This window comes from Rathayibacter sp. VKM Ac-2857 (genome assembly GCF_013205025.1).
Classification (GTDB): Bacteria; Actinomycetota; Actinomycetes; order Actinomycetales; family Microbacteriaceae; genus Rathayibacter.
The window spans coordinates 427547-454312 of sequence record NZ_JABMLE010000003.1; the positions used below are offsets into that span (position 1 = coordinate 427547).

A 26766-nucleotide genomic window follows, 5' to 3' on the forward strand; every position below is an offset into this window, starting at 1 on the left:
GAGCGGGCGTATCGAGATCGACCGGCGTCAGGACAGGGGTCTGCAGACCCGCCCTGCTGAGGACGGTGACCGGAGGCGGGCGGGCGGGCTAGGCGCTCCGTTCGCCCGTTCTGAGGAAGGCCGCCGCCGTCGCCGCGACGAGCAGGACGGCGGCGGCGATCAGCATGCTGGTCCGCATGCCGTCGACGAAGTCGCTCCCGGCGAGGAGGGCGCCGAAGACGGCGATGGCGACGGCGCCGCCGACCTGGCGGAAGGTGTTGAAGACGGCGCTGGCGGTGCTCGCGCGGTGCGGCGGGACGCTGGCGAGGACGACGGCGGTCGCCGGCGGCATGGCGACGGAGCCGCCGGCGCCGGTGAGCACGAGCAACCCGCTGACGAGGAGCGGCGAGCCGAGCGGTGCGGCGGCGAGGAGTCCGAGGAGCCCGGCCGCCATCACGGCGAGCCCGCCGACGATCGGCAGGCGCGGTCCGAAGCGGTTGGCGAGACGGCCGCTGACGATGTTGCCGACGACGGCGAAGGCGGCGGAGGGCAGGAAGGCGAGACCGGCGAGCAGCGGGGTGAGGCCGAGGTGCTGCTGGAGGTAGAGGCTGACGACGAACACGGAGCCGAAGTTGCCGACCATGAAGGCGAAGCCGACGAGGAGGGCGAGGCGCATGTTCCGGCCGCGGAACAGGTCGGGCGGCATCATCGGGTGGCGCACGCGCTGCTGCACGAGCAGGAAGCCGGACAGCGCGGCGACGGCGAGGGCGAGGCAGCCGAGGACGAGCGGGTCGTCGAAGCCGATCGCGCCGCCCTCGATCAGCCCGTACATCAGTGCCCCGAGACCGGCGAGGGAGAGGGCCTGGCCGGCCCGGTCGAACGGTGGCGAGGTGGTGGGCGAGGGGGCCACCCAGCGGAGCAGGACGAGCATGACCGCGCAGACCGGGATGTTGATGAGGAAGACGAGCCGCCAGTCGATCGTGGTCAGCAGGCCGCCGAGGAGCGGGCCGACGGCGCCGGCGACCGCGCCGCCGACGGCCCAGATCCCGAGGGCGCGGCCGCGCTCGCGGGCGTCGGGGAACGCCTCGCGGATCAGCGCCATCGAGGAGGGCAGCATCGCGGCGGCCGCGGCGCCCTGCACGAACCGGGCGGCGATCAGCGCTCCGACGGTGGGGGCGAGGGCGCAGGCGATCGACGACAGCAGGAACAGGGCGATCCCGGTGCCGAGGGCGCGCTTCGCGCCGATGCGGTCGGCGAGGTTGCCGGCGAAGAGCAGCAGCGAGGCGAACAGGAGCGTGTAGCCGTCGATGATCCACTGCTGCCCGGTGGTGCCGCCGCCGAGGTCGTCGCTGATGCGGGTGAGGGCGACGTTGACGATGAGGATGTCGAGGGTGATCAGGAAGAAGCCGAGCGACGCGAGGAACAGGGTGCGCCGGGGGGACGCGTGCTGGTCCTTGTCGCGCTGTTCCGGGGCGGCGGGCCGGGGGTGCTCCATGTCCACCACGCTAGGACGGGCGCGCGACGTCAGGGGTTCCCCAGCAGGGCACCCGGCGGAGCGCGGGGTGCCGCTGCTCGCCCCCACCCTCGGCCGCGACATGGTGCTGTCGATCGAGCCGGCGCAACCGGCCGAGCCGGCCGTCCTCGCGGCGGCGGCGCCGGGGAGCGCGCGGAGCGAGGCGCTCTGATCGTCCGGTCGCGGTGGTCGAGCGGGCGCGCCGTCATGCTGGTCGAGTAGCCGCGGAGCGGCATATCGAGACCGACGTCTCCATGCGGTGGTGGATCTCGATACGCGCGCTGCGCGCGCTACTCGATCAGCATGGACGCGGTGCTGCCGCACGTGTGCGGGCGGTGGCGATCATGCTGGTCGAGTAGCCCCGCAGGGGCGTATCGAGACCCACCACCGCATGGCCTCTTCCCCGCCCTGCGCTGGCGCCGGAGGCGCCCCCTCCGCTCGATACGCGCGCTGTGCGCGCTACTCGATCAGCATGATTCCGCGAACGGACCCGCTACGGGCCTTGCGCCCTGAGCAGAGCCCTTTCCGCGTCCAGTCGAAGGTGCGGGTCCGCACGAGTGGACCCGGACGGGGCTCTGCGGTTCCGCCGGAGCCCGTCCTGCGTCCACTCGCCCGCGGCGAGCATGCTGGTCGAGGAGCCGCGGAGCGGCGTCTCGAGACCCGCCGTCGTCAGCGCGGCGGACGCCCCGGTGCCGCCCCGCGTCAGACCGCCGCGAGGACCGCGCGGGCCGTCACCGCGTCCGTCACGAGGGCGTTGATCAGCGAGCCGCGCACCGCGCCGAGGATGCTCGGGGCCTTGTCGACGCCGACGGCGACCCCGACGGCGTGGGGGAGGGCGGCGAGGTCCGCGCGGGAGACGCGGACCATGCGCTCGCTGCCGGGGAACTCGACGGCCGAGCCGTCGGCGCGGAAGAAGTTGAGGCAGACGTCGCCGGCGGCCTCGTCGAAGAGGTGCCGGTCGCTGGGCAGGCCGGCGGAGAGCTCGTGGCGGGTGGCGGTCGGGGCGCCGATGCCGAGCAGGGCGCCCTTGGCGCTGCTCCACAGGTCCATCACCTGGAGGAACTCGGGGTCGGCCTCGAGGCCGGAGCGCATCGCGGGGCTGGGCAGGGCCTGCGCGAAGAGGAAGCTGGAGCGGGCGCCGGTGGCCGCGGCGGCCATCCGGGTGATCTCGTTGGTCTGGAACCAGGACTGCGGCTCGGCCTGGCCGCCGACGGCGGGGACGATCGTCACGCCGGGCAGCGGGGGCAGCAGGCGCGAGCTCACCAGGTCGTGCACGGTGCGGCCGAGGGACATCAGCAGGGCGTCGCCGACGCCGAGCTGCATGTCCGCGAGGGCGGCGGCGACCGGGACAGCCAGGTCGCGGCCGAGGGTGGAGGCGTGCGTCACCGGGGCGAGGTGCACGGCGTTCAGGCCCAGTGCCTCGCGGAGGGCGTCGGCGAGGCCGGTGTTCTCGTCGACGAAGGGGTCGATCACGCTGATCTGCACGAGGCCCAGGCGCCGGGCCTCGGCGATGAGGCGGCTGACCGTGGGACGCGAGACGTCGAGTCGCGCGGCGATCTCGACCTGCGTCGCGTCCTCGAGGTAGTACATCCGCGCCGCCTGGTAGACGACGTCGAGGGGGAACCTGACGGTCTCGGCGCGCCGGGGGGCGCTGGGCGGCGGAGTCACGTGCGTCATTGTGCCCTCTTCCTCGGCGTCGTGCAGGTCCCCTCCCCCTCCGCGAGATGCCACTTGTGAGCGCGACACGCCGTGGAAGGCGCTCACAAGTGGCATCTCGCGGAGAGGGGAGAGGGGCGGGGCGGGCTACTCGGAGAGGGTGAAGGGGGCGGTCATCTTGTCGACGTTGTCCTTCGTGATGAGGATGCAGTCGAAGGCCTGCTTCTCCTCCGAGGCGCCGGTCTCGCCGGTGCGGAGGTAGGAGTCGGCCTGCTGGACGGCCTCCTTGGCGAAGGTCGCGACGGGCTGGAGCACGGTGTACTGCAGCTCGCCGGCCTTGATGGCGTCGACCGCGTCGGGCGAGCCGTCGAAGCCGCCGACCTTGACCTGCTCGAGCTTGCCGGCCTCCTTGAGCGCCGCGATCGCGCCGAGCGCCATCTCGTCGTTGCCGGAGATGACACCGGTGACGTCCGGGTTGGCCTGCAGGATCGACTGCATCTTGTCGTGGCCCTCGGTCCGGTTCCAGTTGCCGACCTGGTTCGCGACCTCGACAAGGCCGGGGTACTGCGAGATCACGGTCGCGTAGCCGTTGGAGCGGGTCTGCGCGTTGTTGTCCGAGGGGGATCCGAACAGCTCCGCGTAATTCGCGGTGTCGCCGACGTCGGCGACCCACTGCTGCGCGCCGAGGGCCGCGCCCTGGGCGTTGTTGGAGACGAGCTGGGCCTTCGCGAGGCCGGTCTCGTTGATCTCGGCGTTCACCAGGATCACCGGGATGCCCGCCGCGTCGGCCTTCTTGACCGCGCCGACCGAGCCGGAGGCGTTGGCCGGGTCGAGGATGATCGCGACCGACTTGTTGGTGATCGCGGTGTCGATCAGGGTGCTCTCGGTGTTCGTGTCGCCCTTCGAGGCGCCCACGTTGGCCGTGTAGCCGAGCGCCTCGGCCTCGGCCGACGCGACGTCGCCCTCGGTCTGCCAGTAGGGGTTGGCCGGGTCGTTGACGATGATCGAGATGAGGCCGCCCTCGGAGGCGCCGGGGGTGTCGGCGGCCTCTCCCGCGGTCCCCGCGTCGGAGGAGCATCCGGACAGGACGAGGGTGAGCCCCGCGCCCGCGGCGAGCACCGTTGCCAGCTTGCGGTTCATTGGTCTGTTCCTTTCACTGTGGTCCGATCGGCGGTGGCCGACCGAGGTCTTCTCTCGGGAGGCCGGCCTAGGCGGCCGGGGCGCCCGATGTCTGGGGGACGGGCGCCGGAGCGCCCGTGTCAACAGCGGGCCGCGGGCCGGAGCCGCCGCCCTTGCGCGGCTTCCCGCGGTACTGCACCGCGTTCAGCAGGACCGCGAAGACGATCACCGCGCCGGTGAAGACGGTCTGCCAGTACGACGAGACGCCGATGATGACGAGGCCGTCGGAGAGGAAGCCGATGACGAACGCGCCGAGCAGCGTGCCGCGGACGGTGCCGACTCCGCCGGTGAGCGCCGCGCCGCCGATGACGACGGCGGCGATCGCGGTGAGCTCGTAGGAGCTGCCGGCGGTGGGGCTGGCGCTGGTGAGCTCGGAGGAGAGGATGAGGCCGGCGATCGAGGCGAACAGCCCCGAGAGCACGTAGACGCGGACCTTGACCCGCTTCACCGGCACGCCGGAGAGCTCCGAGGCGCGCTCGTTGCCGCCCGAGGCGTAGAGCCAGCGGCCGAAGACCGTGCGGTTGAGCAGGAGGCTGACCACGATCGCGACGACGATCATGATCACGACGCCGATCGGCAGGCCGAGCAGGCGGTTGAAGCCGAGCCAGTCGAAACCGGTGTTGCCGAGCTCGGGCTGCCCCGCGAGGTCGTTGTAGGTGAGGCCGTCGGTCATCAGCAGCCCGACGCCGCGGACGACGTAGAGCATGCCGAGGGTCGCGACGAACGGGGCGACCTTGAACCGGGCGACCAGGATCCCGTTGATCAGGCCGATCAGCGCGCCGGCCCCGCAGGAGAGCACGACCACGACCCAGAGCGCGGGGTAGAGGGTGCTCCCGCCGATCGGCACGCCCTGCATCAGGAAGCCGGCGATCACTCCCGAGAAGCCCAGCGTCGAGCCGACCGAGAGGTCGATGCCGCCGTTGAGGATGACCAGCAGCATGCCGATCGCGAGGATCGCGTAGACCGCCACGTGCGAGGACATCGTGAGGATGTTGCCGACGGTGAAGTAGTTGGGCGAGAGGATCGAGAACACGACGATGATCGCGATCAGCGCGAAGAACGCGCGCCCCTGCAGCAGCAGGCGGCCGAGGTCGAAACCGTCCTTGAAGAGCGCGGGGCGTCGCTGCCCGGTCGCGGTGGAGGTCATTGAGGGCTTCCGTTCCGTAGTGGTCACGAGATCACGGCCTCACCGGAGGCGGCCATGATGTCTTCTTTGGAGACGTCCGAGCCGAACTCGGCCGCGATCCGGCCTCGGCTCAGCACGATGATGCGGTGGGCGATGCTGAGGCACTCGCCGACCTCGGAGGTCGTGTAGACGACGGCCAGGCCGTCGCGGGCGCGCTCGGAGAGCAGCCGGAAGACCTCGGCCTTGGCGCCGATGTCGATGCCGCGGCTGGGCTCGTCGAGCAGGATCACGTCCGGCTGCGTGGCCAGCATCTTGCCGATGACGACCTTCTGCTGGTTGCCGCCGGAGAGCGAGCCGATCATCGCCTCGCCGCCCGCCGTCTTCACGTGCACCGTGCGGATCGAGTCGGTGACGAGGTCGACCTCGCGGCGGGGGGAGAGGAACAGCCCCTTCACGAAGGAGCCGATGCTCGCGAGCGAGAGGTTCCGGCCGACGGTCATGGTCTGCACCAGGCCGTCGCGCTGGCGGTCCTCGGGGACGAGGCCGAGGCCTGCGCCGATCCGCTCGGCGATCGACATCCCGGCCAGGTCGCGGCCGCTCTTCGAGATCGTGCCGGCGGTGACGGCGGTGCGGCCGGCGATCGCCTCGAGCAGCTCGGTGCGGCCGGCGCCCATCAGCCCGTAGAGGCAGACGATCTCGCCCTCGCGGACGTCGAGGTCGATGCGGTCGACCACGTCGCGGCCGGGGATCGACGGATCCGCGACGCTCACGCCGCGCACCGAGAGGGCGACGTCGCCGAACGGGTAGCCGGTGGGCGGCGAGCCGAGGTCGAAGCCCTCGCCGACCATCGCGCGGACGACCCAGGCGAGGTCGATGTCGGCGGCGACGGCGGTCGCGGTGACCGAGCCGTCGCGGAGGACGACGGCGTGGTCGGTGATCTCCAGCGCCTCCTCCAGGTGGTGCGAGATGTAGACGATGGAGACGCCGCGGGCGGTGAGGTCGTGGATGACGGTGAAGAGCACCTCGACCTCGGCGGCGCTGAGGGCGCTGGTCGGCTCGTCCATGATCAGGATCCGCGCGTCGACGGAGAGGGCGCGGGCGATCTCGATCAGCTGCTGCTGACCGAGCCGCAGGTCGGCGACGAGGGTCAGCGGATCGATGTCCTCGCCGAGCTCCTCCAGCACCGCTCGGGCCTGGCGCGCCTCCTCGGCGTAGTCGACGCCGGAGGGGCCGGTGATCTCGCGGCCGAGGAAGATGTTGTCGCGCACCGAGAGGTTCGGGGCGAGGCTCAGCTCCTGGTGGATGATCGAGACGCCGTGCTCGCGGGCGTCGACGGTGTCCTCGAAGGCGACCGCGGTGCCGTTCAGCACGATCTCGCCCGAGGTGGGCTGCTCGACGCCGGACAGGATCTTCATCAGCGTCGACTTGCCGGCGCCGTTCTCGCCGAAGAGCGTGGTGACCTGCCCGCGGTGCACCGAGAAGCCGACGCCCTTGAGCGCGCGGGTGGCGCCGTAGGTCTTGACCACGTCGACGGCCTCGAGGACGACCTCGCCGATGCCGGCGACCGGGGGCGCGGCGGTGCTCACTGGACCACCAGCTCGGACGGCGTGACGAGCCAGCCGGCCGGGTTGATCAGCTGGAACGCGCCGGTGACCTGGATCGTCTTCCCCTCGAGCGCGGTGGTGTCGACCGCGCCGAGCACGGTCGTCTTCAGCTGCTCGTTGAGGGCGCTCGCCGCGTCCTGGTAGTCGATCTGGTTGGTGAACTGGCCGAACTCGACGGTGCCGGTGGCGTCGCGGAGGTCGGTGCCGTTGATCGCGGGGCCGGTCTGCACGCGGATCAGGACGTCGCCGGGGACACCCTCGACGGTCACGGGGTAGATGCCGTTCTGGCCGGCGCCGACCGTGCCGGTGAAGGTGGTGGAGAACTCGGGGCCGGTGCCGCCGGGGAGGCCGTACTCGGTCGCGGCGCCCGCGCTGTCGGCGGCGATCGCGGTGGCGAGGGTGGCGGCGTCGACCGCGCGGTCGGCGATGCCCTCCTGTATCACGGGGAAGTTCTCGGCGGCCCAGGACTCGGCCGAGAACTCGGCGGGTCCGGCGCCCAGGTCGGAGTCGGCGCCGACGACCTTGGTGCTGAACGCCATCGCGGCGAGGACGACCACGACGACCGCGGCGAGGATCAGGCGCTTCCGGGAGGCGCCGATCGGGGGCCTGCTCGTGGTGGGAGGGAGTGCACGCGTCATCGCGGTGTCCGTTCGCTGGTCGGGGAGTGCCGGTGGTGGTCGTGGCGACGGCGTCCCCCGGGGGCGGCTCCGTCGCTGCGGGAGGTGGGCGAACCGCCTCCGGAGAAGAAATTATGTTCAACACAGAATTTCCGCAAGGGCTGCGACGGAATTGGCGGCGGATCGGCCACGCCCCGCGGAGAACAGAAATTCTGTTCTTGACAAGTGTTCCGGACGGGGTAGGTTCGGGAAGGCCGCGACGAAGCGGCCCCGCGAACCCCTCGGAGGCTCCCCATGACCATCACCACTCCTTCCCCGCAGACGGCCCCGCAGTCGCGGCAGTCCGGCGGCTCCGACGTGCCCGAGTCCATGCGCGCCGTCGTCGTGCACGGCCCGGAGGACTACCGCCTCGAGACCGTGCCCGTGCCGGTCCCCGCCGCCGGCGAGCTGCTGCTGCGCGTCGACGCGGTCGGTGTCTGCGCGAGCGACCTGAAGTGCTACCACGGCGCCGCCAAGTTCTGGGGCGACGAGAACCGCCCCGCCTGGGCCGAGCGCGACCGGATCGCGGGCCACGAGTTCGTCGGCACCGTCGTGGCCGGCGACGACGCGGCGCTCGCCAAGCGCGGCGTCGCGCTGGGCGACCGCATCGCCTGCGAGCAGATCGTGCCGTGCTGGGAGTGCCGCTACTGCCTGATGGGCGCGTACTGGATGTGCGGACCGCACGACATGTTCGGCTTCAAGGGCTTCGACGGCGCGATGGCCGAGTACGTGCTGGTCCCGACCCGCGCGCTCACCCACCCCGTCAGCCGCGACCTCGCCCCGCAGGTCGCCGCGTTCAGCGAGCCGCTGTCCTGCGCCATGCACGCGGTCGAGCGCGGCAGCATCCAGTTCGACGACGTCGTCGTCATCGCGGGCGCCGGCCCGATCGGCCTCGGCGCGATCGCGGGCACCCGCCAGAAGAACCCGAAGATGGTCATCGCGCTCGACATGAGCGACGAGAAGCTCGCGCTCGCCACCAAGGCCGGCGCCGACCTGGTCATCAACATCACGAAGCAGGACGCGGTCGCCGTCGTCAAGGAGCTCACCGGCGGCTACGGCGCCGACGTCTACATCGAGGCCACCGGGCATCCGTCCGCGGTCTCGCAGGGCCTCAACATCCTGCGCAAGCTCGGCACCTACGTCGAGTACTCCGTCTTCGGCTCGAACGCGTCGGTCGACTGGTCGATCATCAGCGACGACAAGGAGCTCAACGTCCTCGGCGCCCACCTCGGCCCGAACTGCTGGCCCGCCGCGATCAAGCTGCTCGAGAGCGGGATCCTGCCGATGGACGAGATCTGCACGCACCAGTTCCCGCTCGAGCAGTTCCAGGAGGCGCTCGACCTCGTCGCCGACAGCCAGGGCGGCTCGGTCAAGGTCTCGATCGTCCCGTCGCTGACCGAGGCGGTCGTCGCGGCCGACGCCCGGAGCTGACGGCATGACGACGATCTACGACGACCCCGACGAGTTCGCCGAGGACCAGCTCGCCGGCTTCCTCTCCCTCTACGCGGACCGCCTGCGCGGCGTGCCCGGCGGAGTGGTCGCGCACCGCACCGCGGGCGCCGAGCCGCAGGTGGCGGTCGTCATCGGCGGCGGCTCCGGGCACTACCCGGCGTTCAGCGGCACGGTCGGGCCGGGCCTCGCGACCGGGGCCGTGGTGGGCAACATCTTCACCTCGCCCTCGGCGGCGCAGGCGTACTCGGTGGCGAAGGCGGCCGATCAGGGTCGCGGAGTGGTGTTCAGCTTCGGCAACTACGCCGGCGACACGATGAACTTCGGCATCGCGGCCGAGCGGCTGCGCAAGGAGGGGATCGACACCCGGATCGTCGTCGTCACGGACGACATCGCCTCGGCGGAGGAGATCGGGAAGCGCCGCGGGATCGCGGGCGACTTCCCGGTGTTCAAGGCGATGGGAGCGGCCGCGGCCGAGGGGCTGTCCCTCGACGAGGTCGAGCGGGTCGGGAACGCGAGCAACGCGGCGACCCGCACGCTCGGCGTCGCGTTCTCGGGCTGCACGATGCCCGGTGCCGCCGAGCCGCTGTTCAGCGTGCCCGAGGGGCACCTGGGTCTCGGGCTCGGGATCCACGGCGAGCCCGGCATCCAGGACATCGAGCTGCTGCGCGCGGCGGAGCTGGCCGACCTGTTCGTCGACCGGCTGCTGGCGGACCTCCCCGAGGGTGCCGGGGCGGAGGGCGGCACGACGCGCGTCGCCCCGATCCTCAACGGGCTCGGCACCACGAAGTACGAGGAGCTCTTCCTGCTCTGGCGCCACGTCGCGCGCCGGCTGGAGGAGGCAGGTCTGCGGACCGTCGAGCCCGAGGTCGGCGAGCTGGTCACCAGCCTCGACATGGGCGGCGTCTCGCTGACGCTGCAGTGGCTCGACGACGAGCTCGAGCGCTACTGGCGGGCCGACGCCTACACGCCGGCCTACCGCCGGGTCGCGGCGCCGGTGGCGGCGCTGCTGGCGCCCTCGGGCGAGGACGCGGCGGCGGGCGAGGAGGAGTCCGCTCCTTCCGCCACCGATGCGGCCGTGGCGCTCGGCGAGATCGTGCGCGCGGCCCTCGCCCGGATGCACGAGCTGCTGCAGCGCGAGGAGGAGACCCTCGGGCGGATCGACGCGGTCGCGGGCGACGGCGACCACGGCCGCGGGATGCTCAAGGGCATCGGCGCGGCGACCCGGCGCCTCGACCGGATCGAGGAGCGCGCGGGCGGCGCCTGGCTGCTGTCCCGCGCGGGGCAGTCCTGGGCGGAGCAGGCCGGCGGCACCTCCGGGGTGCTCTGGGGCGCGGCGCTCGAGGCGCTCGGCGCATCGCTCACCGACGGGCGAGAGGAGTACCGGGCGGCGGACGTCGTGGCCGGCGTCGACGCCTTCGCGGAGTCGATCGTCGATCTCGGGCGCGCGAGCGAGGGCGACAAGACGATGCTCGACGCGCTGGTGCCGTTCGCGCGCGTGCTGCGCGAGCGGGTGGCGGGCGGCTCGTCGCTCGTCGAGGCGTGGCGGGAGGCGGCGGGCGTCGCCGTCGAGTGCGCCGCGGCGACCGCGGACCTGCGGCCGAAGGTCGGCCGCGCACGCCCCCTGGCCGAGAAGAGCCTGGGCACACCGGACGCGGGCGCGACGTCGATGGGGATGATCCTGACCGCGGTCGGCGACGTCCTCGCGGAGCGCGCCGGTGCGGGGGCCACCACAGAAGCGCACGCCACCATAGAAGGAGGAGCAGCATGACCACCACCTATCGGGTCGTCGTCGGATCGGACGACGCGGGCTACGACTACAAGGAGGCGCTGAAGTCCGACCTGATGAAGGACGACCGCGTCTCGCTGGTGACCGACGTCGGCGTCGACTCCGAGAGTCACACCGACTATCCGGACATCGCGGTCACGGCCGCGCGGATGATCGCCGACGGGTCCGCGGACCGCGCGATCCTGGTCTGCGGCACGGGCCTGGGCGTCGCGATCGCGGCGAACAAGGTGCCGGGGGTGCGCGCGGTAACGGCGCACGACTCCTACTCGGTGGAGCGGTCGGTGCTGTCGAACAACGCGCAGGTCCTCTGCCTGGGGCAGCGCGTGGTCGGGCTGGAGGTGGCGCGGCGGATGGCGCGGGAGTGGCTCGGCTACGAGTTCGATCCGTCGAGTGCGTCGGCGGGCAAGGTCGCGGCGATCTGCGGGTACGACGGGAGCGCGCCGAAGGGCGTGGACGCTCAGGCTTAGCGGTCGGTTCCGCGGCTCCGCTGCGCCAGGCGGTGCACGGTGGCGCGGGTCTCGGGGTAGAGCCGGCGGAAGTCGGCGTACAGCTCGTCGTAGAGCGCGGCGACGGCCGGGTCGGGCACGAGGGTCGTCGCCGCGGGGTTCCACTCCTCGATGTCGACCTCGGTGACCAGGCCCGCCGCGAGCACGGCCGAGCCGTACGCCGCGCCGACCGAGACCGTCGGGATCACCTGCTCCAGGCCGCAGACGTCGCTGACGATCTGCGGCCAGAGCTCGGCGGCGACCCCGCCGCCCGCGCCGACCAGCGCCTCGACCCGCACGCCGTGCTCGCGGAGCACCTCGAGGTGGTGCCGGACGGCGAAGGCCGTCGCCTCGAGGACCGCGCGGTAGAGGTCGCCGCGGGTGGAGCCGACGCCGAGCCCGGCGATCACGCCGCGGGCGTCGGAGTCGGCGAACGGCGAGCGCTCGCCGGCGAAGTAGGGCAGCACGAGCAGTCCTCCGGCGCCCGGTCCGGACCGCGCGGCCTCGTCGAGCAGCTCGGTCCAGGTGGCGCCGGTCAGCCGGCGCAGCCAGTCGGTCACGGCGCCCGAGGTGGCCATGCCGCCGGCCGCGGTCGGCTCGCCCGGGGCGGCGCCGACGGTCGTCCACATCCCGCCGAGCGGGGTCGGGGCGGCCATCGGCGCGACCAGGAACATGGTCGTGCCGTACTGGAGGAACACCCGGCCGGGTCGGCGGCGCCCGGCGCTGAGGCTCTCGGCCCAGGCGTCGATGGTGCCGAAGACCACCGGCACGCCGGCCGGCAGCCCGGTCGCGGCGGCGGCCTCGGGAGTGATGCGGCCGGCGGTCTCGCCGGGCCAGCCGAGGCGGGGGAGCGCGAGGCCGGGGGCGAGGAGGGCGGCCCACTCGTCGATCCACTCCTCGCGGGCGACGTCGTAGAGCGGGGTGCACTGGCTGGCGGAGTGGTGGTCGAGCACGTACTCGCCGGTGAGCAGCTCGACGATCCGCGAGGAGGGCATGGTGAAGCGGACGGCGCGGCGCCAGAGCTCCGGCTCGTGGCGGGCGACCCAGGCGAGCTTGACGCCCGCGGCCTGCGCCGAGAGCCCGGAGCCGGTGCGGGCGCGCATCGCCTCCTCGCCGCCGAGCAGCGCGGTCACCTCGTCGAGCATGCCGACGCTGCGGGTGTCGACGCCGTAGAGGATCGCGGGGCGGAGCTCGTCGCCGGCCGCGTCGGTGAGGAGCACGCACGGGCCCATGCCGCTGACGCCGACCGCGACGACGACCCCGTGCGGCGCGGCGGCGATGAGCTCGGCGGCGAGGCTGCGGAACTCGGACCACCAGACGCCCGAGTCCATCTCGACCCAGCCCTGCCGCGGCCGGTCGACGACGTGCGCGCGGGCCGCCTCGGCGACCACCCGGCCGTCGAGGCCGACGAGGATCGCCTTCGTGCTGGACGTGCCGACGTCGACTCCGAGAACAACGTCCACGTCTCGTCCTCCTGCTGGGCTGCACCGACCACCGACGCCTCGAGCTTAGGGCGGCCGCCTGCGGCCCCCGGCGGGCGGGGTCGCAGGCGGTTCGGCGAGCGGGCCTGGGGCCCCGCATGCTGATCGAGCAACCGGAGGTGGCCGCCCCATGCTGGTCGAGCAGTCCGCTGCGCGGCCTACTCGATCAGCATGGACCTGGAGTGCGCCGCCGAGGCGTCCTCGAACGGTCGAGGCGTCCCGCTGCTCCTGGACGTCTCGACCGTTCGAGGACGCCTCGGCCGGAGGCGGGCGTCAGCGGGGCCGGCACTCCAGGCTGAGCCAGAGCTCGAAGCAGGCGCTGCGGGAGAGGGCGGTGGCGCCGATGGAGGCGCGGCCCATGCGGCCGGCGTCGGGGCCGAAGACGTCGAGGAGGAGGTCGCTCGCGGCGTTCGAGACCTCGTTGAGGCGCTCGAAGCCGGGCGGGCAGAGCACGAAGCAGAGGCCGCGCGAGAGGGCGACGACCTCGTCGAGCGAGCCGAGGGCCGCGCGGATCATGCCGAGCGCGTTGACGGCGGTGTAGCGGGCCGCCTCCCGTGCCTGCTCGAGGGTGATGTCGACGCCGACCGCGCCGGGGTGCAGCAGGGCGCCGTCGCGGGACTCGGGGGTGATGCCGCTGAGTTCGAGCAGGTCGCCGGTGCGGTGGAACGCCCGCAGGGTGCTGCCGCCGTAGCGGCCGCCGTAGGGCGGGTCGAGGTAGTCGGGGATCGCGAGGCCGAGCTCGCGGGAGCGCTGCTCGGGGGAGTGCTGCTCGGCGGAGTGCTCAACGGCGGGGTGGCTCATGCCGCCAGCGTATCCGGCGGTAGCCAGAATGGATACAACCTGCGTACGATGGGATCCATTAAGGGGTCGGCGGTACGGCGACCGCGAGAAGGGACCTGCAGATGACGATCGGCCTCACCGGTGGCGCCCCCGCCCGGACGTCCATCGATGTGGCCGCCGAGCGCGCTCGCACGGCCGGAACCGCCGGCCGGCACTACTTCAACGCGGCCGGCGCGGGCCTGATGAGCGACTCCGTCCTCGAGACCGTCATCGCGCACCTCCGACTCGAGCAGCGGATCGGCGGCTACGAGGCCGCGAACGCCGTCGTCGAGCGGGTCGACGCCGCCTACGCCACCGCCGCCGCGCTGCTCGGCGCCGACGCCGACGAGATCGCCTTCTTCGACAGCGCGACCAGCGGCCTCCGCGCGATCTTCGACGCCCTCCGCCTCGGCCCCGGCGACACCGTGCTCGCCCCGCGCTCGAGCTACGTCAGCCAGGCGCTGCGGCTGCTCGCGCTCGAGCGCTACGACGGCGTCCGGCTGACCCTCCTTCCCAACGACTCCAGCGGCGGCCTCGACGTCGAGGCGCTCGAGAGCGCCCTCGCCACCGCGAGCGGCCGCACCGTGATCAGCGCCGTGCACGTCCCCACCTCCTCCGGACTCGTCGAGCCGGTCGCCGCGATCGGCGCGCTGGCCCGCCGCTACGGCGCGATCACGGTGCTCGACGCGACCCAGTCGGTCGGGCAGCTCGACATCGACGTGCGCGCGATCGGCTGCGACGCCCTCGTCACGACCGGGCGCAAGTTCCTCCGCGGGCCGCGCGGGACCGGGCTGGTCTACCTCCGCCGCGGCCTGCTCGACGGCATCGGGGCCTGGGCGCCCGACGTGCGAGGCTCGCTGTGGACGAGCGAGCAGGAGTGGACGATGGACGGAACGGCGCGAGCCCTCGAGACCTGGGAGTCGTCGGTGGCCCTCCGGCTCGGACTCGGCGAGGCCCTGCGCGAGGCGCACGAGCGCGGCACGGCGGCGACCGAGGCGCACCTGGTGGCGCTCGGCGCCCGGCTGCGCACCGAGCTGTCCGCGATCGACGGCGTCACCGTGGCGGATCCGCCCGCGTCGCCCTCCGGGATCGTCACGTTCACCGTCGACGGCGTCCCCGGCAAGACCGTCTCGGCACGGCTGCGCGAGGCGGCCGTCGACTCGCTCGCGGTGCCCGCCTCGCACGCGCAGTGGGACCTCGGTGCGCGCGGCCTCGCCAGCGTCGTCCGGGTGTCGCCGCACGTGTACACGGACGAGTCGGACGTCGAGGCGCTGCTGACGGCGGTCGCCGGAGTGACCTCGTGACGGTCTCCGACGACACCGTTCACGACGCGATCGTCGTCGGCCTCGGCATCCACGGCTCCGCCACCGCCTACGAGCTCGCCGTGCGCGGGCGCGACGTCGTCGGGATCGAGCAGTTCGGCCCCGGCCACGTGCGCGGCTCCTCGCACGGCGCCACTCGGATGATCCGCCGCGCGTACCCGAGCCCGGTCTGGAACGACCTGGTCGACCGCGCCTTCCGCGGCTGGGACCGCTGGTCCGCCGCCGCCGGCACGCCGTTCGTTCACCCCACCAGCGGCCTCTACGCGCACCGCGGCGAGGCGGCGCTGCAGGGCGGGCGCAGTCGGCCGGTCCAGCGGCCCGACACGTCCTTCAGTCCGCCCGCCGACTACGGGGTCGTCCACGATCCGGACGCCGGCGTCGTCGAGGCCGCCCGTGCGCTCGCCTTCGCGCAGTCCGCCGCGACCGCCGCAGGCGCGGAGCTGCGCTTCGACGAGGAGGTGCTCGACTGGAGCGTCGACGACAGCGCCGGCGTCGTCACCGTCCGCACCTCCGCCGGAGAGCTGCGCGCGCGCCGGCTCGTCGTCTCCGGTGGCGCCTGGGTCGAGCGGCTGCTGCCCGAGACCGCCGGCTTCTTCGAGGTGCAGCGGATCCTCACCCTCACCGTCCCGGCCGGGCAGAGCGTCGCGCAGCCGCCGGCGCTCGGCTGCTTCTCCGTCGATCTGCCGGACGGGCTCGTCTTCGGCCTGCCCGAGGCGGCCGGTTCCGGCGCCAAGATCGGCGTCGACGCGGGGCCCGTGTGGGATCCGGCCGTGCCCGTCACCCCGCCGACCGAGGCCGAGGTCGCGCACCTCGAGAGCCTGCTGCAGCGCTTCGTGCCCGGGATCGACACGGCCGGCGGCGAGGCCGTCGCCTGCCTCTACACGATGACCCCCGACAAGCGCTTCGTCGTCGGCGCGCTGCCCGGCCGGCCCGAGGTGCTGGTCGCCGCGGCCTGCTCCGGCCACGGCTTCAAGTTCGGCCCCGCGATCGGCGAGGCGCTCGCCGACCTCGTCGACGGCGTCGCCCGCCCCGACCTCGCATTCCTCAGCCCGGACCGGACGGTGACCGCATGACCTCCTCCCCTCCTCCCGCCCGCGTCGCCGTCGCGGCGCCGCACCCCGCCGCGCTCGACGCCGCCGCCCGCGCGATCGCCGACGGCGGCGACGCGATCGACGCCGCCCTCGCCGCCGCGACCGCGCTCACGGTTGTCTACCCGCACCAGTGCGGGCTCGGCGGCGACCTGATCGCGCTGGTCCGCCGCCCCGGCGAGGACGTCGTCGCGGTGGTCTCCGCCGGAGCGGCGCCCGCCGGCATCGACGTCGCGGCGCTCGCCCGCGCGGAGCGGATGCCGCGGCAGGGCCCGCAGACCGTCACCATCCCCGGAGCCGTCGCCGGCTGGCAGGCGATCGCCGGTCTCGGCGGTCGCCTCGGCCTCGACACCCCGCTCCGCCGGGCCGCGACGCTCGCCGCCGAGGGCTTCCCGATCTCCGCGGGGCTCGGCCGCGCGATCGCCCTGCGCCGCGACGAGCTGCTCGCCGACGAGGGCATGCGCGGCGTCTTCGGCGACGGCGACGGCGGGCTCCTCGGCGAGGGCGACCTGCTGGTGCAGCCCGCGCTCGCCGCCTCGCTGACCGAGCTCGTCGATGACCCCGGAGCGTTCTACCGCGGCCGGATCGCCGACTCCCTCGCCGCGCGCCTGGCCGCCCTCGGCGGCGCGCACACCCCCGCCGACTTCGCGGCGCACGAGGCCGAGCTGGTCGAGCCGGCCGCCTCCCGCGAGGGCGGCGTGCGCTGGTGGGTGGCTCCGCCGCCGAGCCAGGGCGTGGTGCTGCTCGGCGTCCTGCCCGAGGCGCTCTCCGGCGACACGGCGCAGTTCGTCGAGGCGGTCCGCGACGCGGCGCTCGTGCGGCAGTCCGCGCTCGGTGACCCGCGCGGTGGAGCGATCGACGTCGCCGCCATGCTCGACCCCCGCTCCCTCTCCCGCGGCTCCCTGCCGCGGGCCGGCCGCGCGCTCGGCGACACGGTCGCGGTCACCGCGGCCGACACCGACGGCACCGTCGTCACCCTGATCCAGAGCGTCTACCAGCTCTTCGGCTCGGGGATCCTCGACCCCGGCACCGGCATCGTCCTGCACAACCGCGGCTCCGCCTTCAGCACCGACCCCGCCCACCCCGGCCGGGTCGGCCCGGGCCTGCGCCCGCCGCACACCCTGCTGCCGGTCATCGCCGAGAGCGGGGACCTCGTGCTCGGCCTCGGCTGCCAGGGCGGCAGCGCCCAGCCGTGGATCCTCGCGCAGCTCGTCCGCGAGCTGCTCGATCCCGCCACGGATCCGGAAGCCGTGCTCGAGCGGCCGCGCTTCGTCGTCGGGGCGCGGGATCTCGGGCACGAGGAGCTGACGCTCGTGGCGGAGCCGGGGGTCCCCGAGGCCGTCGCAGCGGCGCGTGATCTGGGGCTGCCGGTCGCTGAAGCCGCCGGACCGATCGACGAGGCCGGGCACGTGCAGCTCGTGCGGTTGCACCGCGACGGGTGGCTGGATGCCGCCAGCGATCCGCGGGCCGACGGCCGCGCGATCGTCGCGGGGGCGGGCTGACCGCTGTCGACCGTCGCGGCCGGGAACCGCGCCCGCCTCGACGGACCGGCCCCGTCACTCCGCTCCTCTTCTCCTCCCGCTGAACGCCCCCCTTCTTCTGCACCCCTGACGCTTCCAACCGAAGGACCGCCATGAGCTCCACCAGCACCCTCACCACTCACTCGCACGTGCTCGACCCGCTCGCCGCCGCCGAGATCGCGTCCTTCGTCGCCGCCGTCCGCGCGAGCGACCGCATCGGCGCCCGCCCGCGCTTCTGGGGCATCAGCCTCGACGAGGAGAAGGCCCGCGGCATCGCGCCCGGCGGAGCGCGCCCGGTCCGCCTGGTCGTGCTCGACCCGGACGCCCGCGCCGCCTGGGAGGTGCGCGGCTGGACCGCCGGCCCCGACAGCCCCGCGATCGTCGAGGTCTGGACCGACGTCGACCACCGCCGCCCCGGCGTCTCCAGCGACGAGGCGCGCCTGATCGCCCAGGCGGCCCGCAACTCGCCCCTGCTCACGGAGGCGCTCGCCCTCCGCGGCATCACCGACACCTCGCTGGTCTGGGTCGACCCGGAGTCGATCACCGGCTTCGTCCCCGACGACCTCGCCGACCGCCGGCTCAGCTGGGGCACGGTCTGGTACCGCGAGTTCCCCGAGGACAACGGCTACGCCCGCCCGGTCGCCGGCCTGGTGCCGATCCTCGACCTCGACACGCTCGAGGTGATCCGGATCGAGGACCACGGCGTGATCCCGATGGCGAGCGAGACCGGCGTCTACACCGCCGGTACCTGGGGCCCCGACCGCGAGGTGTCGAAGCTTGACATCGTCCAGGCCGACGGCCCGGGCTTCGCGATCGAGGGGCACCGGGTCGAGTGGCAGAACTGGTCGTTCCGGGTCGGCTTCAGTCACCGCGAGGGCCTCGTGCTGCACGAGCTGACCTACCGCGACGGCGACGTCGAGCGACCGGTGCTGGCGCGCGCCGCCGTCAACGAGATGTATGTGCCGTACCTCGACAGCGACCCGACCGCCTACCGCAAGAACTTCTTCGACTGGGGCGAGTACGGCGCCGGCCCGCTCACCGCGAGCCTCGAGCTGGGCTGCGACTGCCTCGGCGAGATCCGCTACTTCGACGTCGACTACCTCGACGGCCACGGCGAGCCGCAGACCATCGTCAACGGCATCTGCCTGCACGAGGAGGACGACTCGATCCTCTGGAAGCACGTCAACACCCGCACCGGCAGCGCCGAGGTGCGCCGCAGCCGCCGCCTGGTGATCTCCAGCTTCGCGACCGTCGCGAACTACGACTACGGCTTCTACTGGTCGCTGTACCAGGACGGCTCAGTCGAGCTCGAGGTGAAGCTGACCGGATTGATGTCGGTGAGCGGCATCGCCGACGGCGAGTCGCCGCGCTCGGGGCGGATGGTCGCGCCGAACGTGCAGGCGCCGATCCACCAGCACTACTTCGCCGTCCGCCTCGACACCGCGATCGACGGCCCGCTCAACCGCCTGGTCGAGGTGCACGCCGAGGCCGACCCCGACGAGACGACCAACCCCTACGGCAACGCCTGCCTCGCCGTCGAGACGCCGCTCGCCTCGGAGGCGGTGGCCGCCCGCCGCGCCGACCCGTCGCGCGCGCTGCACTGGCGGATCGAGAGCGAGTCGGCGCAGAACCGCTACGGCGAGGCGACCGCCTACCGCCTCGCGCTGCAGAACACCGCGCAGCTCTACGCCCGCCCGGGCAGCGTCGTCGAGCGGAAGGCTCCCTTCGTCGGGCAGCACCTCTGGGCGAGCGCCTTCGACCCGGAGCAGCGGTTCATCGCCGGCGAGTACCCCAACCAGGGCGAGCTCGGCGACGACGGCGTGCACGTCTGGCAGCAGGCCGACCGCTCGCTCGAGAACGAGCGCCTCGTGCTCTGGCCGGTCCTCGGCGTGCACCACTTCCCGCGGCCGGAGCAGTGGCCGATCATGCCCGTCGACCGGATCAGCCTGCGGCTCGAGCCGGACGGCTTCTTCGACCGGAATCCGTCGCTCGACGTGCCGGCGTCGGAGTCGGCGCACTGCGCGCCGGGGGGCTCCGGTGATGCGCACGCGTGCCACACGGACAGCGCGTCCGACGCCCACGCGGGGCACGAGCACGCCGAGCAGCAGCACGGGCACGAGGGCGGCCGCTGATGGCGGGGCTGACGAGCGCAGGGCTGGCTCCGCACCTCGCCGACAGCTCGGCCGTCGCGCTCGCCGCGGCCGTCGCCTCCCGCGAGGTCTCGGCCGTCGAGGTGATGCGCGCGCACCTGGAGCGGATCGAGGAGCGGAACCCCGCGATCCGCGCCGTCGTCTCGCAGCAGCCCGACTCGGTCTCGCTCGCCGCCGCCGAGGCCGCCGACCGGCGCACCGCCGAGGCGCTCGCGGCCGGCGAGGCGCTGCCTCCGCTGCACGGCCTGCCGACCGCGGTGAAGGACCTGATGGACGTCGCCGGCTTCCCGACGACGAACGGCTCCGCCGCCTTCGCCGACGCCGCGCCCGCCGCGCACGACAGCGTGCTCGCCACGCTGCTCCGCGAGTCCGGCGCCCTGATCATCGGCAAGACCAACACCCCCGAGATGGGCCAGGGGGTGCTCACCTTCAACCCGGTCTTCGGCACCACCGTGAACCCGTGGGACCTCTCGCGGCACGCCGGCGGGTCGAGCGGAGGCGCGGCCGCCGCCCTCGCCGCGCGGATGCTGCCGATCGCCGACGGCTCCGACAGCGGCGGCAGCCTGCGCTACCCGGCCGCGTTCTGCAACGTCGTCGGCGTGCGGCCGAGCCCCGGCCGCGTGGCGAGCGGACGGACCGGCAACGCCTGGACCCCGCACGGCGTCACCGGCCCGATGGCCCGCGACTCCGCCGACGCCGCCCTCTTCCTCGACGCGCTCTCGGTCGAGAAGAGCGTCTGGCCGCTGTCGTCGCTGCCCGTGCACGCGGCGCGCCCGGTCGCGGTCGACGGCCTGCGGATCGCCTGGAGCGCCGACGCCGGCGGGCTGCCGATCGACCCCGACGTGCGCGCCGTGCACGCCGCGTTCGCCGCGCAGCTGTCCGGACTCGGTGCCGTCGTCGAGGCCGACGAGCCCGACTTCGCGGGCGCCGACGAGGCCTGGGAGACCATCGAGACCTTCGAGTTCTTCCTCGGCGGCCGGCACGCCGTCGACGCGGGCGCCACCGGCTTCCGCCCCGACTACGTCCGCAACGTCGAGCAGGGCCGAGCGATGTCGGCGACGCAGCTCGCCGACGCCTACGAGCGCCGCACCCGCCTCTTCCGCGACACCGCCCGCGTCCTCGAGACGCACGACGTGCTGATCCTGCCGGCGACCCCCGTCGTCGCGCCACCCGCGGAGCTCGAGTGGGTGCCGTCCGTGGACGGCCACGACTTCGACCGCTACTTCACCTGGCAGATGCTCGCCAACCGCCTGACGCTGACCGCCCACCCCGTCGTCGTCACCTCCGCCGGCTTCACCCCCGACGGCCTCCCCGTCGGCGTCCAGGTCGTGGGGCGCCACGGCCGCGAGGCCCAGCTGCTGGCGGTGACCCGCGCCCTCGAGGAAAAGACGGGCTGGATCGCCCGCGTCCCTTCGTTCTGACGCCGGGGCGCCTCGCCCGCGAGTGCTTCTCTCGCGCCAGCTCAGTCGGAGCCGTCCGGCAGCGCTACCTTCGCGGGGTGGCTGTTGAGTGGGAGTCGATCGACATCGAGCGGTCCGTGGACGGGCGATCCGACGATGAACCGCTGGGGACGAAGGAGAAGTTCTGGCTGGTCTCCGACGGAGAGCTCTGGCTGTTCAAGTTCGCGCGGGACAGTGGCGGTGTCACGCGCGGCGAGGATTGGGCCGAGTGGGTGTCCTTCCACCTCGGAAGAGAGCTGTCGATCCCCTGCGCGGAGGTGCGCCCTGCGCGGGTAGCCGGACGCAGGGGCATCATGTCCCGCTCGGTCGTGGAGACCGATCTCAGTCAGCGGCTCGAGCACGGCAACAGCCTTCTCAGAGAATCCGACCGGCACTACGTCTCGTCCGGGACCCGCGAGAACGAGCGGTACACCGTCGAGGCAGTGCGGAGAGCACTCGACGGGGTGGCCGCTCCGCCCGGCTTCACCGGACCGGCCGCGCTCTCCGGGTTCGACGTGTGGGCGGGCTACCTGCTCTTCGACGCCTGGATCGCCGGGCAGGACCGTCACCACGTCATCAGCGGCAGGCCGCACCGGCGTCTCTCCCCGTCCTACGACCACGGCAATTCGCTCGGGTTCCAGGAATCGGAGGTGAAGCGGCTCTCCTGCCTCGCCGAGCGCGCGGTGTTCGAGACTTGGCTTCGGCGCGGACGCAGCCCTCACTTCGCAGGACGCCCTCGTCTCACGGATCTGGCGCGACAGGGGCTCGCTTCGGCATCTCCCTCGGCGAGGGAGTTCTGGGTCGAACGACTTGCCTCGGTACGTGCGGATCATGTCAGCGCGGTGATCGCAGCTGTGCCTCCCGCGCTCATGTCGGTCACGTGCGCTAGCTTCACAGAAGAGTTGCTCGTGACGAATCGAAGGAGGTTGCTCGATGACCTTGCTCACTGAGCACCGCGGGGTCGCGGTCGAGCGCGCCGGACGCGAGCTCCTGCTCATCTGGCGCAATCCGTCCACTCGACGGTTCTCGAAGGTCGGTGTCCTCTCCGTCTCGACAGACGGCTTCCGCTTCCGTTACGCCGACCAGGCGAGGTCGGATCCCGACTTCTTTCCTCTCGACGAGTTCCCTCGACTCGAGGACGACTACTCCTCGTCGTCGATGCCGCCGTTCTTCGCCAACCGGATCATGTCTCCCGCTCGCACCTCTTACGACGACTACCTCGGCTGGCTCGCCCTCGAGCTGGAGTCGCCCGACCTTCCCGTCGAGATCCTGGTGCGGACCGGAGCATCGCGGGTGACCGACACGTTCCACATCGTTGAGAAGCCGTCACGCGGCGCGCGCACCTTCGTCAGTCGCTTCTTCGTCTCGGGCGTCCGTCACCAGCCCGAGCACCCGGTCTCGGTCGATGCGCTGACGACCGGCGAGCGCCTGATGCTCGATCCCGACGGCGGCAACGCGGTCAATCCCGAGGCGTACCGGGTCGTCTCGCGTCGAGGAGTTCCGATCGGCTGGGTGCCTGATTGGCTGTGCGGTGAGATAGACGAGCTCGCCTCGTCCGGTTGGCGCTTCGACGCGATCGCCGAGAAGGTGAGCCCCGGAGCTCCTGCTCATGTCCAAGTGCTCTGTCACGTCATCGCACACCTCGACGGCTGACCTCGGAGAGGGAGCTCCCCTGACCGCCCTGCTCCTCCGCGGCGACGGCCGCTACTCCGATCCCTGGCACCCCTTCGCGGAGACCGCGGCGGCCCTTGCTGCGCTGCTCTCGGCGCGCGGGCACGAGGTCGAGGTCCGCGGCGACGTCGACCAGGCGCTCGCCGACCTCGCGGCCGGGCGAACGCCGCTCCCGGACCTGCTCGTCGTCGACGTCGGCCAGCCGCGCGACGGCGGCGCGAGCCCGCTCCCCGAGGGCGCGGCGGCGCTCGCCCTGCTCGACCGGTCGGCGGTCCCGGTGCTCGGGATCCACGTCAGCTCCACGAGCTTCGGGGACTCGCCGGAGTGGGCGGCGCTCCTCGGCGGCCGCTGGATCCGCGGCACGACCATGCACCCGGACTACGGGCCGGCCCGCATCGCGATCGCGGCCGGCGCGCATCCGATCACCGCGGGTCTCGGCGACTTCGACGTGCAGGACGAGCGCTACTCCTGGCTCGAGGTCGCGCCCGCCGCCCGGATCCTCGCGACGCACGAGCACGACGGCGAGCGGCACCCGATCGCCTGGGCGCTCGAGCGCGAGGGCGGCGGCCGCACCGTCTACGACGCGCTCGGCCACGATGCCGCGTCGTACTCCTCGGCCGGGCACGTGCGGCTGCTCGCGGCGGCCCTCGACTGGCTCGAGGGCTGACCGCGGGTCACGCTTCAGAGATCGACGCCGACCCCCGCGAGCTGCTCGACCTGGCGCCAGAGCCGGTCCGCCGCGTCCGCCGGGGGAGCGGCGGTCCGCGCCGGCGGCGCGACGAGCACGGGCGCGCCCCGCAGGCGGCCCCGCGGGGAGACGTACTCGCCGCCCTGCAGCTGCGGATCGGTGAGCGCCCGGACGGCGGACCACGCGGCGGTGTCCTTGCCCTGCGCCCACGGCGTGTACGGATTGCGCTGGTAGGGCGTCGTGGCGTCGCGGATCCCCTGCCGCTCCGGGGTCTTCGCGTCGACGCCCACCCCCGGCCGCGTGACGATCGAGGCGACCGGGACGCCCGCGGCCCGCAGCCGGCGGTCGAGCTCGAAGGCCCAGACCTCGGTCGCCGTCTTGGCCTTCGTGTAGGCGCTGATGCCCACTCGGGGGACCCGGCGCAGGTCGTCGACGCGCATCGGGAACTGCTGCACGAACCCCGTCGAGGTGTGCACGATCCGGCTCCGGCCGCCGTGCTCGGCCGCGGTGCCCGCCAGCGCGGGCAGCAGCCGCGCGACCAGTCGCGCGTTGGCGGCGACGTGCGTGCCGAGCAGGAGCGGCAGCCCGTCCTCGGTGACCGCGCGCGGGTCCATGCTCATCGCGCCGCCGTTGAGCAGGACGCCGTCCAGGCGCGGCAGCGCGGCGAGCTCCGCGGCGGCCCGGTCGACGGAGGCGGAGGAGCCGAGCTCGAGCACGACGGTCCGCACCCGAGCGCCGGGGACCGCGCCGCGGAGGGTGTCCGCCGCTCGCCGGAGCTTGCCCTCCGAGCGCGACGCCAGGACGACGTCCGCGCCTGCGCCGGCCAGCTGCTCGGCGGCGAAGTAGCCGATGCCCGCGGTCGCGCCGGTCACGACGACGGTGCGCCCGGTCCGGTCGGGGAGTCGTGCGGTGTCCCAGGTCGGCTGCTCGCTCGTCATGCGGTCCTCGTCTCTCGAAAGCGGATGATCTATCCGCATCGGACGCTAGCACGAAACGGATGGGTGATCCGCTTGCGTAGGATGGGGCGCATGGCAGTCCTCCGATCCGATGCGGCGCGGAGCCGCGCGCGCATCCTCGAGGTCGCGCGGACCCACGACCGCGGAACGCTGCGGCTGAACGAGGTCGCCCGCGAGGCCGGGGTCGGCGTCGCCACCGTCTACCGGCACTTCCCGACCGTGCACGCGCTCGTCGAGGCCCTCTCCGCCGACACCCTCGACGCGATGCTCGCCGTCTCGCGTCGCGCCGCCGCGCTGCCCGACCCCGGCGCGGCCCTCGCCGTCTATCTCCGCGAGGCGCTCGACCTCCAGCTGTCCGACGGCGGACTCCAGGCGGTGCTGCTCTCGCCGGAGGACGAGGCCGAGTCCGTCCGCGCGGCCAAGCGCGAGATCTTCGAGTCCTTCGCGGCCGTGCTCGCGGCGGCGCGCGCCGCGGGCGCCGTCCGCCCCGACCTCACGATCGACCACCTCGAGCACCTCGTCTGCGGTATCGAGCACGCCGTCCGCCTCGGCTCTCCCGCCGACCGGGCGGTGCTGCTCGACGTGCTGCTCGACGGCCTGCGGCCACGTCGTCTCCCGTCGGCGATCGTCGGTCGACCTCGCTAGGATCCGAGCATCACGGCCGATCGCGCGGGTCTTCGCGCTCAGGCGATCGGCCGGCGCGCGGCGACGTCCGCGGCCTGCGCGACTCCGGACCGCCACGGCACCCCGTGCCCGGGCAGCAGCACGTCCGCCCCGGTCGCCGCCAGCACCTCGAGCGACGCGAGCGAGACCGCCGTGTCCGCGGTCGCCGCCCGGGCCACGAGGTGCGGACCGGTCCGAGCCGAGTACGGATCGAGCGTCACCAGGGCGTCGCCGCCGATCACCGCCCCGCGCTCAGGCAGGTGCAGCGAGACGTGCCCGTCGGTGTGCCCGGGAGTCGCCAGCACGACGGGCGAGCCGGGCACGTCGAGCACGGCACCCGGCTCCAGCGGCGTCGTGCCGGTGAGCGGAGGGACCCGCAGCGCCCCCGCCCGCGCCATCGCGCCGAGCACCGGAACGGCCGACGGGTGGCGCAGCGGGTACAGCAGCGGCGTGCGCTGCCGGCGGTAGGAGTAGGGGTGCGCGGCGAGCCGGGCGTCCGCGTCGTGCAGCCACACCGGCACGCCGCGCTCGCGCAGCCGCCGCGCGAAGCCGAGGTGGTCGAAGTGCGCGTGCGTGAGCACCAGCGCGTCGATGTCGCTGAGCCCGCGGCCGAGGACGTTCAGCGTCCGGAGGAGGTGCGGCCAGGTCCCGGGCAGTCCCGCGTCGACGACGGTCAGCCGCCCGCCCTCCTCCAGCAGGAACACGTTGGTGAACGCGTGCTCGATCCGGTGCACCCCCTCGACCTCGTGCCGGTGGAGGCTCGGGCCCCCGCGCCGCCGCCCGCCCGTGTACGCGCTCATGCCGCCTCCTGCTCGTCCGCACCCGGGCGCTCACCCGGATCCGACGACGGTAGGCCGCCCCACCCCGCCGGCATCAGGGCGTTGACTGCGGCGCCGTCCATCGGAACGGATGACATGACGACGACTCCCGAAGTCCCTCGTACGGGAACGAGGCGTACTGCGCCCGGGCGGATGACGCGCCAGGCAGGCGGACGTCTCGACAACTGCTTCGAGGCGATCTATCGTCTACTCCGCAGGCCCCTCCGCACACGTGGATCAGGGGGCCTCGCTGTTTAAGGGCTTGAGGACCGTGGTCAGGGGCCGGTCTGTCGAAGGCGCCCCCTCGCCCTGCCGAGGCGACGCCCAAGAGGAGAGGGTGCTAAATGAGTCGAGGTGTCGGGTCGCCGTTCTCGGCCGCTGCCGCGGTGTCGAGCACCCTCTCCCGCAGTGATCGACCGCTCTCGAAGCCGGTCGTTCGATGACGTTCCCCTGGATCGGGCTGCTCGGCGGAATCGCCGTCATCATCGCCTCGATCGTGATGATCGTGAAGCGCGACGCCGTCGCCCGGTGGAATGCGAAGAGCATCACGCGGATGTGGGGCTCACTCGCCGCACCGGTGTCCCGATCGTCGCAGCCCCGCACGCTGGTCTTCGTGGCCCTCGGCTACATCTTCATCGCGTCGGTCTTCGTGCTGCGATCGCTGGAGACGTTGCTCGAGTGACGACGGCGCTTCTGTCAGGAGCGGCGGTGCCCG

24 protein-coding genes are annotated in these 26766 nt (G+C 73.4%); 14 read left to right on the forward strand and 10 right to left on the reverse strand.

Going from position 1 to position 26766, the window contains the following annotated elements; translation table 11 throughout:
* Positions 1-88: 88 nt before the first annotated feature.
* The gene (locus HQQ86_RS15530) at positions 89-1474 is read right to left on the reverse strand and encodes an MFS transporter (protein ID WP_173289149.1); all 1386 of its coding nucleotides are present in this window, start codon (positions 1472-1474) and stop codon (positions 89-91) included.
* A gap of 67 nt (positions 1475-1541) precedes the next feature.
* On the opposite strand from HQQ86_RS15530, the gene HQQ86_RS21825 reads away from it, so the two are divergent.
* The gene (locus tag HQQ86_RS21825) at positions 1542-1664 is read left to right on the forward strand and encodes a hypothetical protein (RefSeq protein WP_301952333.1); all 123 of its coding nucleotides are present in this window, start codon (positions 1542-1544) and stop codon (positions 1662-1664) included.
* Between the two features lie 530 nt (positions 1665-2194).
* On the opposite strand, the gene HQQ86_RS15535 is transcribed toward HQQ86_RS21825, so the two are convergent.
* The 5 genes from HQQ86_RS15535 to HQQ86_RS15555 all read right to left on the reverse strand — a co-directional run bounded on the left by HQQ86_RS15535 (position 2195) and on the right by HQQ86_RS15555 (position 7695).
* Complete coding sequence (locus tag HQQ86_RS15535; RefSeq protein ID WP_216845560.1) at positions 2195-3160, reverse strand: sugar-binding domain-containing protein; 966 nt, start codon at positions 3158-3160, stop codon at positions 2195-2197.
* Positions 3161-3295: 135 nt separating this feature from the next.
* On the reverse strand, positions 3296-4288 hold the full coding sequence (locus tag HQQ86_RS15540) for a D-ribose ABC transporter substrate-binding protein (protein ID WP_173289150.1): 993 nt from the start codon (positions 4286-4288) through the stop codon (positions 3296-3298).
* Positions 4289-4355: 67 nt separating this feature from the next.
* A complete protein-coding gene (locus HQQ86_RS15545) occupies positions 4356-5474 on the reverse strand; it encodes an ABC transporter permease (protein ID WP_173289151.1) in 1119 nt (372 codons plus the stop codon).
* Between the two features lie 23 nt (positions 5475-5497).
* A complete protein-coding gene (locus HQQ86_RS15550; RefSeq protein WP_173289152.1) occupies positions 5498-7039 on the reverse strand; it encodes a sugar ABC transporter ATP-binding protein in 1542 nt (513 codons plus the stop codon).
* Positions 7036-7695 carry a DUF2291 family protein gene (locus tag HQQ86_RS15555; RefSeq protein ID WP_173289153.1) on the reverse strand — a complete coding sequence of 220 codons (660 nt, stop codon included), beginning with the start codon at positions 7693-7695 and terminating at the stop codon, positions 7036-7038. Before HQQ86_RS15555 ends, HQQ86_RS15550 begins: the two co-directional genes overlap by 4 nt.
* 273 nt (positions 7696-7968) lie before the next feature.
* Between HQQ86_RS15555 and HQQ86_RS15560 the strand changes: the two genes are divergently transcribed.
* From HQQ86_RS15560 to HQQ86_RS15570, 3 genes are read left to right on the forward strand one after another with little or no spacing between them, the layout of a single operon-like run.
* Positions 7969-9144 carry a zinc-binding dehydrogenase gene (locus HQQ86_RS15560; protein ID WP_173289154.1) on the forward strand — a complete coding sequence of 392 codons (1176 nt, stop codon included), beginning with the start codon at positions 7969-7971 and terminating at the stop codon, positions 9142-9144.
* 4 nt (positions 9145-9148) lie between these two features.
* On the forward strand, positions 9149-10933 hold the full coding sequence (locus HQQ86_RS15565) for a dihydroxyacetone kinase family protein (RefSeq protein ID WP_173289155.1): 1785 nt from the start codon (positions 9149-9151) through the stop codon (positions 10931-10933).
* A complete protein-coding gene (locus tag HQQ86_RS15570) occupies positions 10930-11418 on the forward strand; it encodes a ribose-5-phosphate isomerase (protein ID WP_173289156.1) in 489 nt (162 codons plus the stop codon). Before HQQ86_RS15565 ends, HQQ86_RS15570 begins: the two co-directional genes overlap by 4 nt.
* Here HQQ86_RS15570 and HQQ86_RS21830 read toward each other — a convergent pair.
* Together HQQ86_RS21830 and HQQ86_RS15580 are read right to left on the reverse strand one after the other, a co-directional pair.
* On the reverse strand, positions 11415-12899 hold the full coding sequence (locus tag HQQ86_RS21830; protein ID WP_173289157.1) for an FGGY family carbohydrate kinase: 1485 nt from the start codon (positions 12897-12899) through the stop codon (positions 11415-11417). The two genes, HQQ86_RS15570 and HQQ86_RS21830, sit on opposite strands and share 4 nt — an antisense overlap.
* A gap of 291 nt (positions 12900-13190) precedes the next feature.
* Complete coding sequence (locus HQQ86_RS15580) at positions 13191-13718, reverse strand: RidA family protein (protein ID WP_173289158.1); 528 nt, start codon at positions 13716-13718, stop codon at positions 13191-13193.
* Between the two features lie 101 nt (positions 13719-13819).
* On the opposite strand from HQQ86_RS15580, the gene HQQ86_RS20985 reads away from it, so the two are divergent.
* From HQQ86_RS20985 to HQQ86_RS15615, 8 genes are all read left to right on the forward strand, one after another.
* Positions 13820-15040, forward strand: a complete 1221-nt coding sequence (locus HQQ86_RS20985; protein WP_216845561.1) for an aminotransferase class V-fold PLP-dependent enzyme — start codon at positions 13820-13822, stop codon at positions 15038-15040.
* Positions 15037-16131 carry an FAD-dependent oxidoreductase gene (locus tag HQQ86_RS20990; protein WP_216845562.1) on the forward strand — a complete coding sequence of 365 codons (1095 nt, stop codon included), beginning with the start codon at positions 15037-15039 and terminating at the stop codon, positions 16129-16131. Before HQQ86_RS20985 ends, HQQ86_RS20990 begins: the two co-directional genes overlap by 4 nt.
* On the forward strand, positions 16128-17648 hold the full coding sequence (locus tag HQQ86_RS15590; protein ID WP_173289159.1) for a gamma-glutamyltransferase: 1521 nt from the start codon (positions 16128-16130) through the stop codon (positions 17646-17648). Before HQQ86_RS20990 ends, HQQ86_RS15590 begins: the two co-directional genes overlap by 4 nt.
* 131 nt (positions 17649-17779) lie before the next feature.
* A complete protein-coding gene (locus HQQ86_RS15595) occupies positions 17780-19798 on the forward strand; it encodes a primary-amine oxidase (protein ID WP_173289160.1) in 2019 nt (672 codons plus the stop codon).
* The gene (locus HQQ86_RS15600; protein ID WP_173289161.1) at positions 19798-21237 is read left to right on the forward strand and encodes an amidase; all 1440 of its coding nucleotides are present in this window, start codon (positions 19798-19800) and stop codon (positions 21235-21237) included. The genes HQQ86_RS15595 and HQQ86_RS15600 overlap by 1 nt, the downstream gene beginning before the upstream one ends.
* A 77-nt stretch (positions 21238-21314) precedes the next feature.
* The gene (locus HQQ86_RS15605; protein ID WP_173289162.1) at positions 21315-22205 is read left to right on the forward strand and encodes a hypothetical protein; all 891 of its coding nucleotides are present in this window, start codon (positions 21315-21317) and stop codon (positions 22203-22205) included.
* Positions 22189-22908, forward strand: a complete 720-nt coding sequence (locus tag HQQ86_RS15610) for a hypothetical protein (protein ID WP_173289163.1) — start codon at positions 22189-22191, stop codon at positions 22906-22908. Before HQQ86_RS15605 ends, HQQ86_RS15610 begins: the two co-directional genes overlap by 17 nt.
* Complete coding sequence (locus tag HQQ86_RS15615; protein WP_254072138.1) at positions 22865-23593, forward strand: ThuA domain-containing protein; 729 nt, start codon at positions 22865-22867, stop codon at positions 23591-23593. Before HQQ86_RS15610 ends, HQQ86_RS15615 begins: the two co-directional genes overlap by 44 nt.
* A 14-nt stretch (positions 23594-23607) precedes the next feature.
* Here HQQ86_RS15615 and HQQ86_RS15620 read toward each other — a convergent pair whose 3' ends face one another.
* Positions 23608-24552, reverse strand: a complete 945-nt coding sequence (locus tag HQQ86_RS15620) for an SDR family NAD(P)-dependent oxidoreductase (RefSeq protein ID WP_173289164.1) — start codon at positions 24550-24552, stop codon at positions 23608-23610.
* Between the two features lie 90 nt (positions 24553-24642).
* Between HQQ86_RS15620 and HQQ86_RS15625 the strand changes: the two genes are divergently transcribed.
* Positions 24643-25215 (forward strand): TetR/AcrR family transcriptional regulator, encoded by a 573-nt coding sequence (locus HQQ86_RS15625; protein WP_173289165.1) that lies wholly within the window; start codon positions 24643-24645, stop codon positions 25213-25215.
* A 38-nt stretch (positions 25216-25253) separates the two neighbouring features.
* On the opposite strand, the gene HQQ86_RS15630 is transcribed toward HQQ86_RS15625, so the two are convergent.
* Positions 25254-26033 carry an MBL fold metallo-hydrolase gene (locus tag HQQ86_RS15630; RefSeq protein WP_173289166.1) on the reverse strand — a complete coding sequence of 260 codons (780 nt, stop codon included), beginning with the start codon at positions 26031-26033 and terminating at the stop codon, positions 25254-25256.
* 457 nt (positions 26034-26490) lie between these two features.
* Between HQQ86_RS15630 and HQQ86_RS15635 the strand changes: the two genes are divergently transcribed.
* On the forward strand, positions 26491-26733 hold the full coding sequence (locus HQQ86_RS15635; RefSeq protein ID WP_173289167.1) for a hypothetical protein: 243 nt from the start codon (positions 26491-26493) through the stop codon (positions 26731-26733).
* Positions 26734-26766 lie beyond the last annotated feature (33 nt).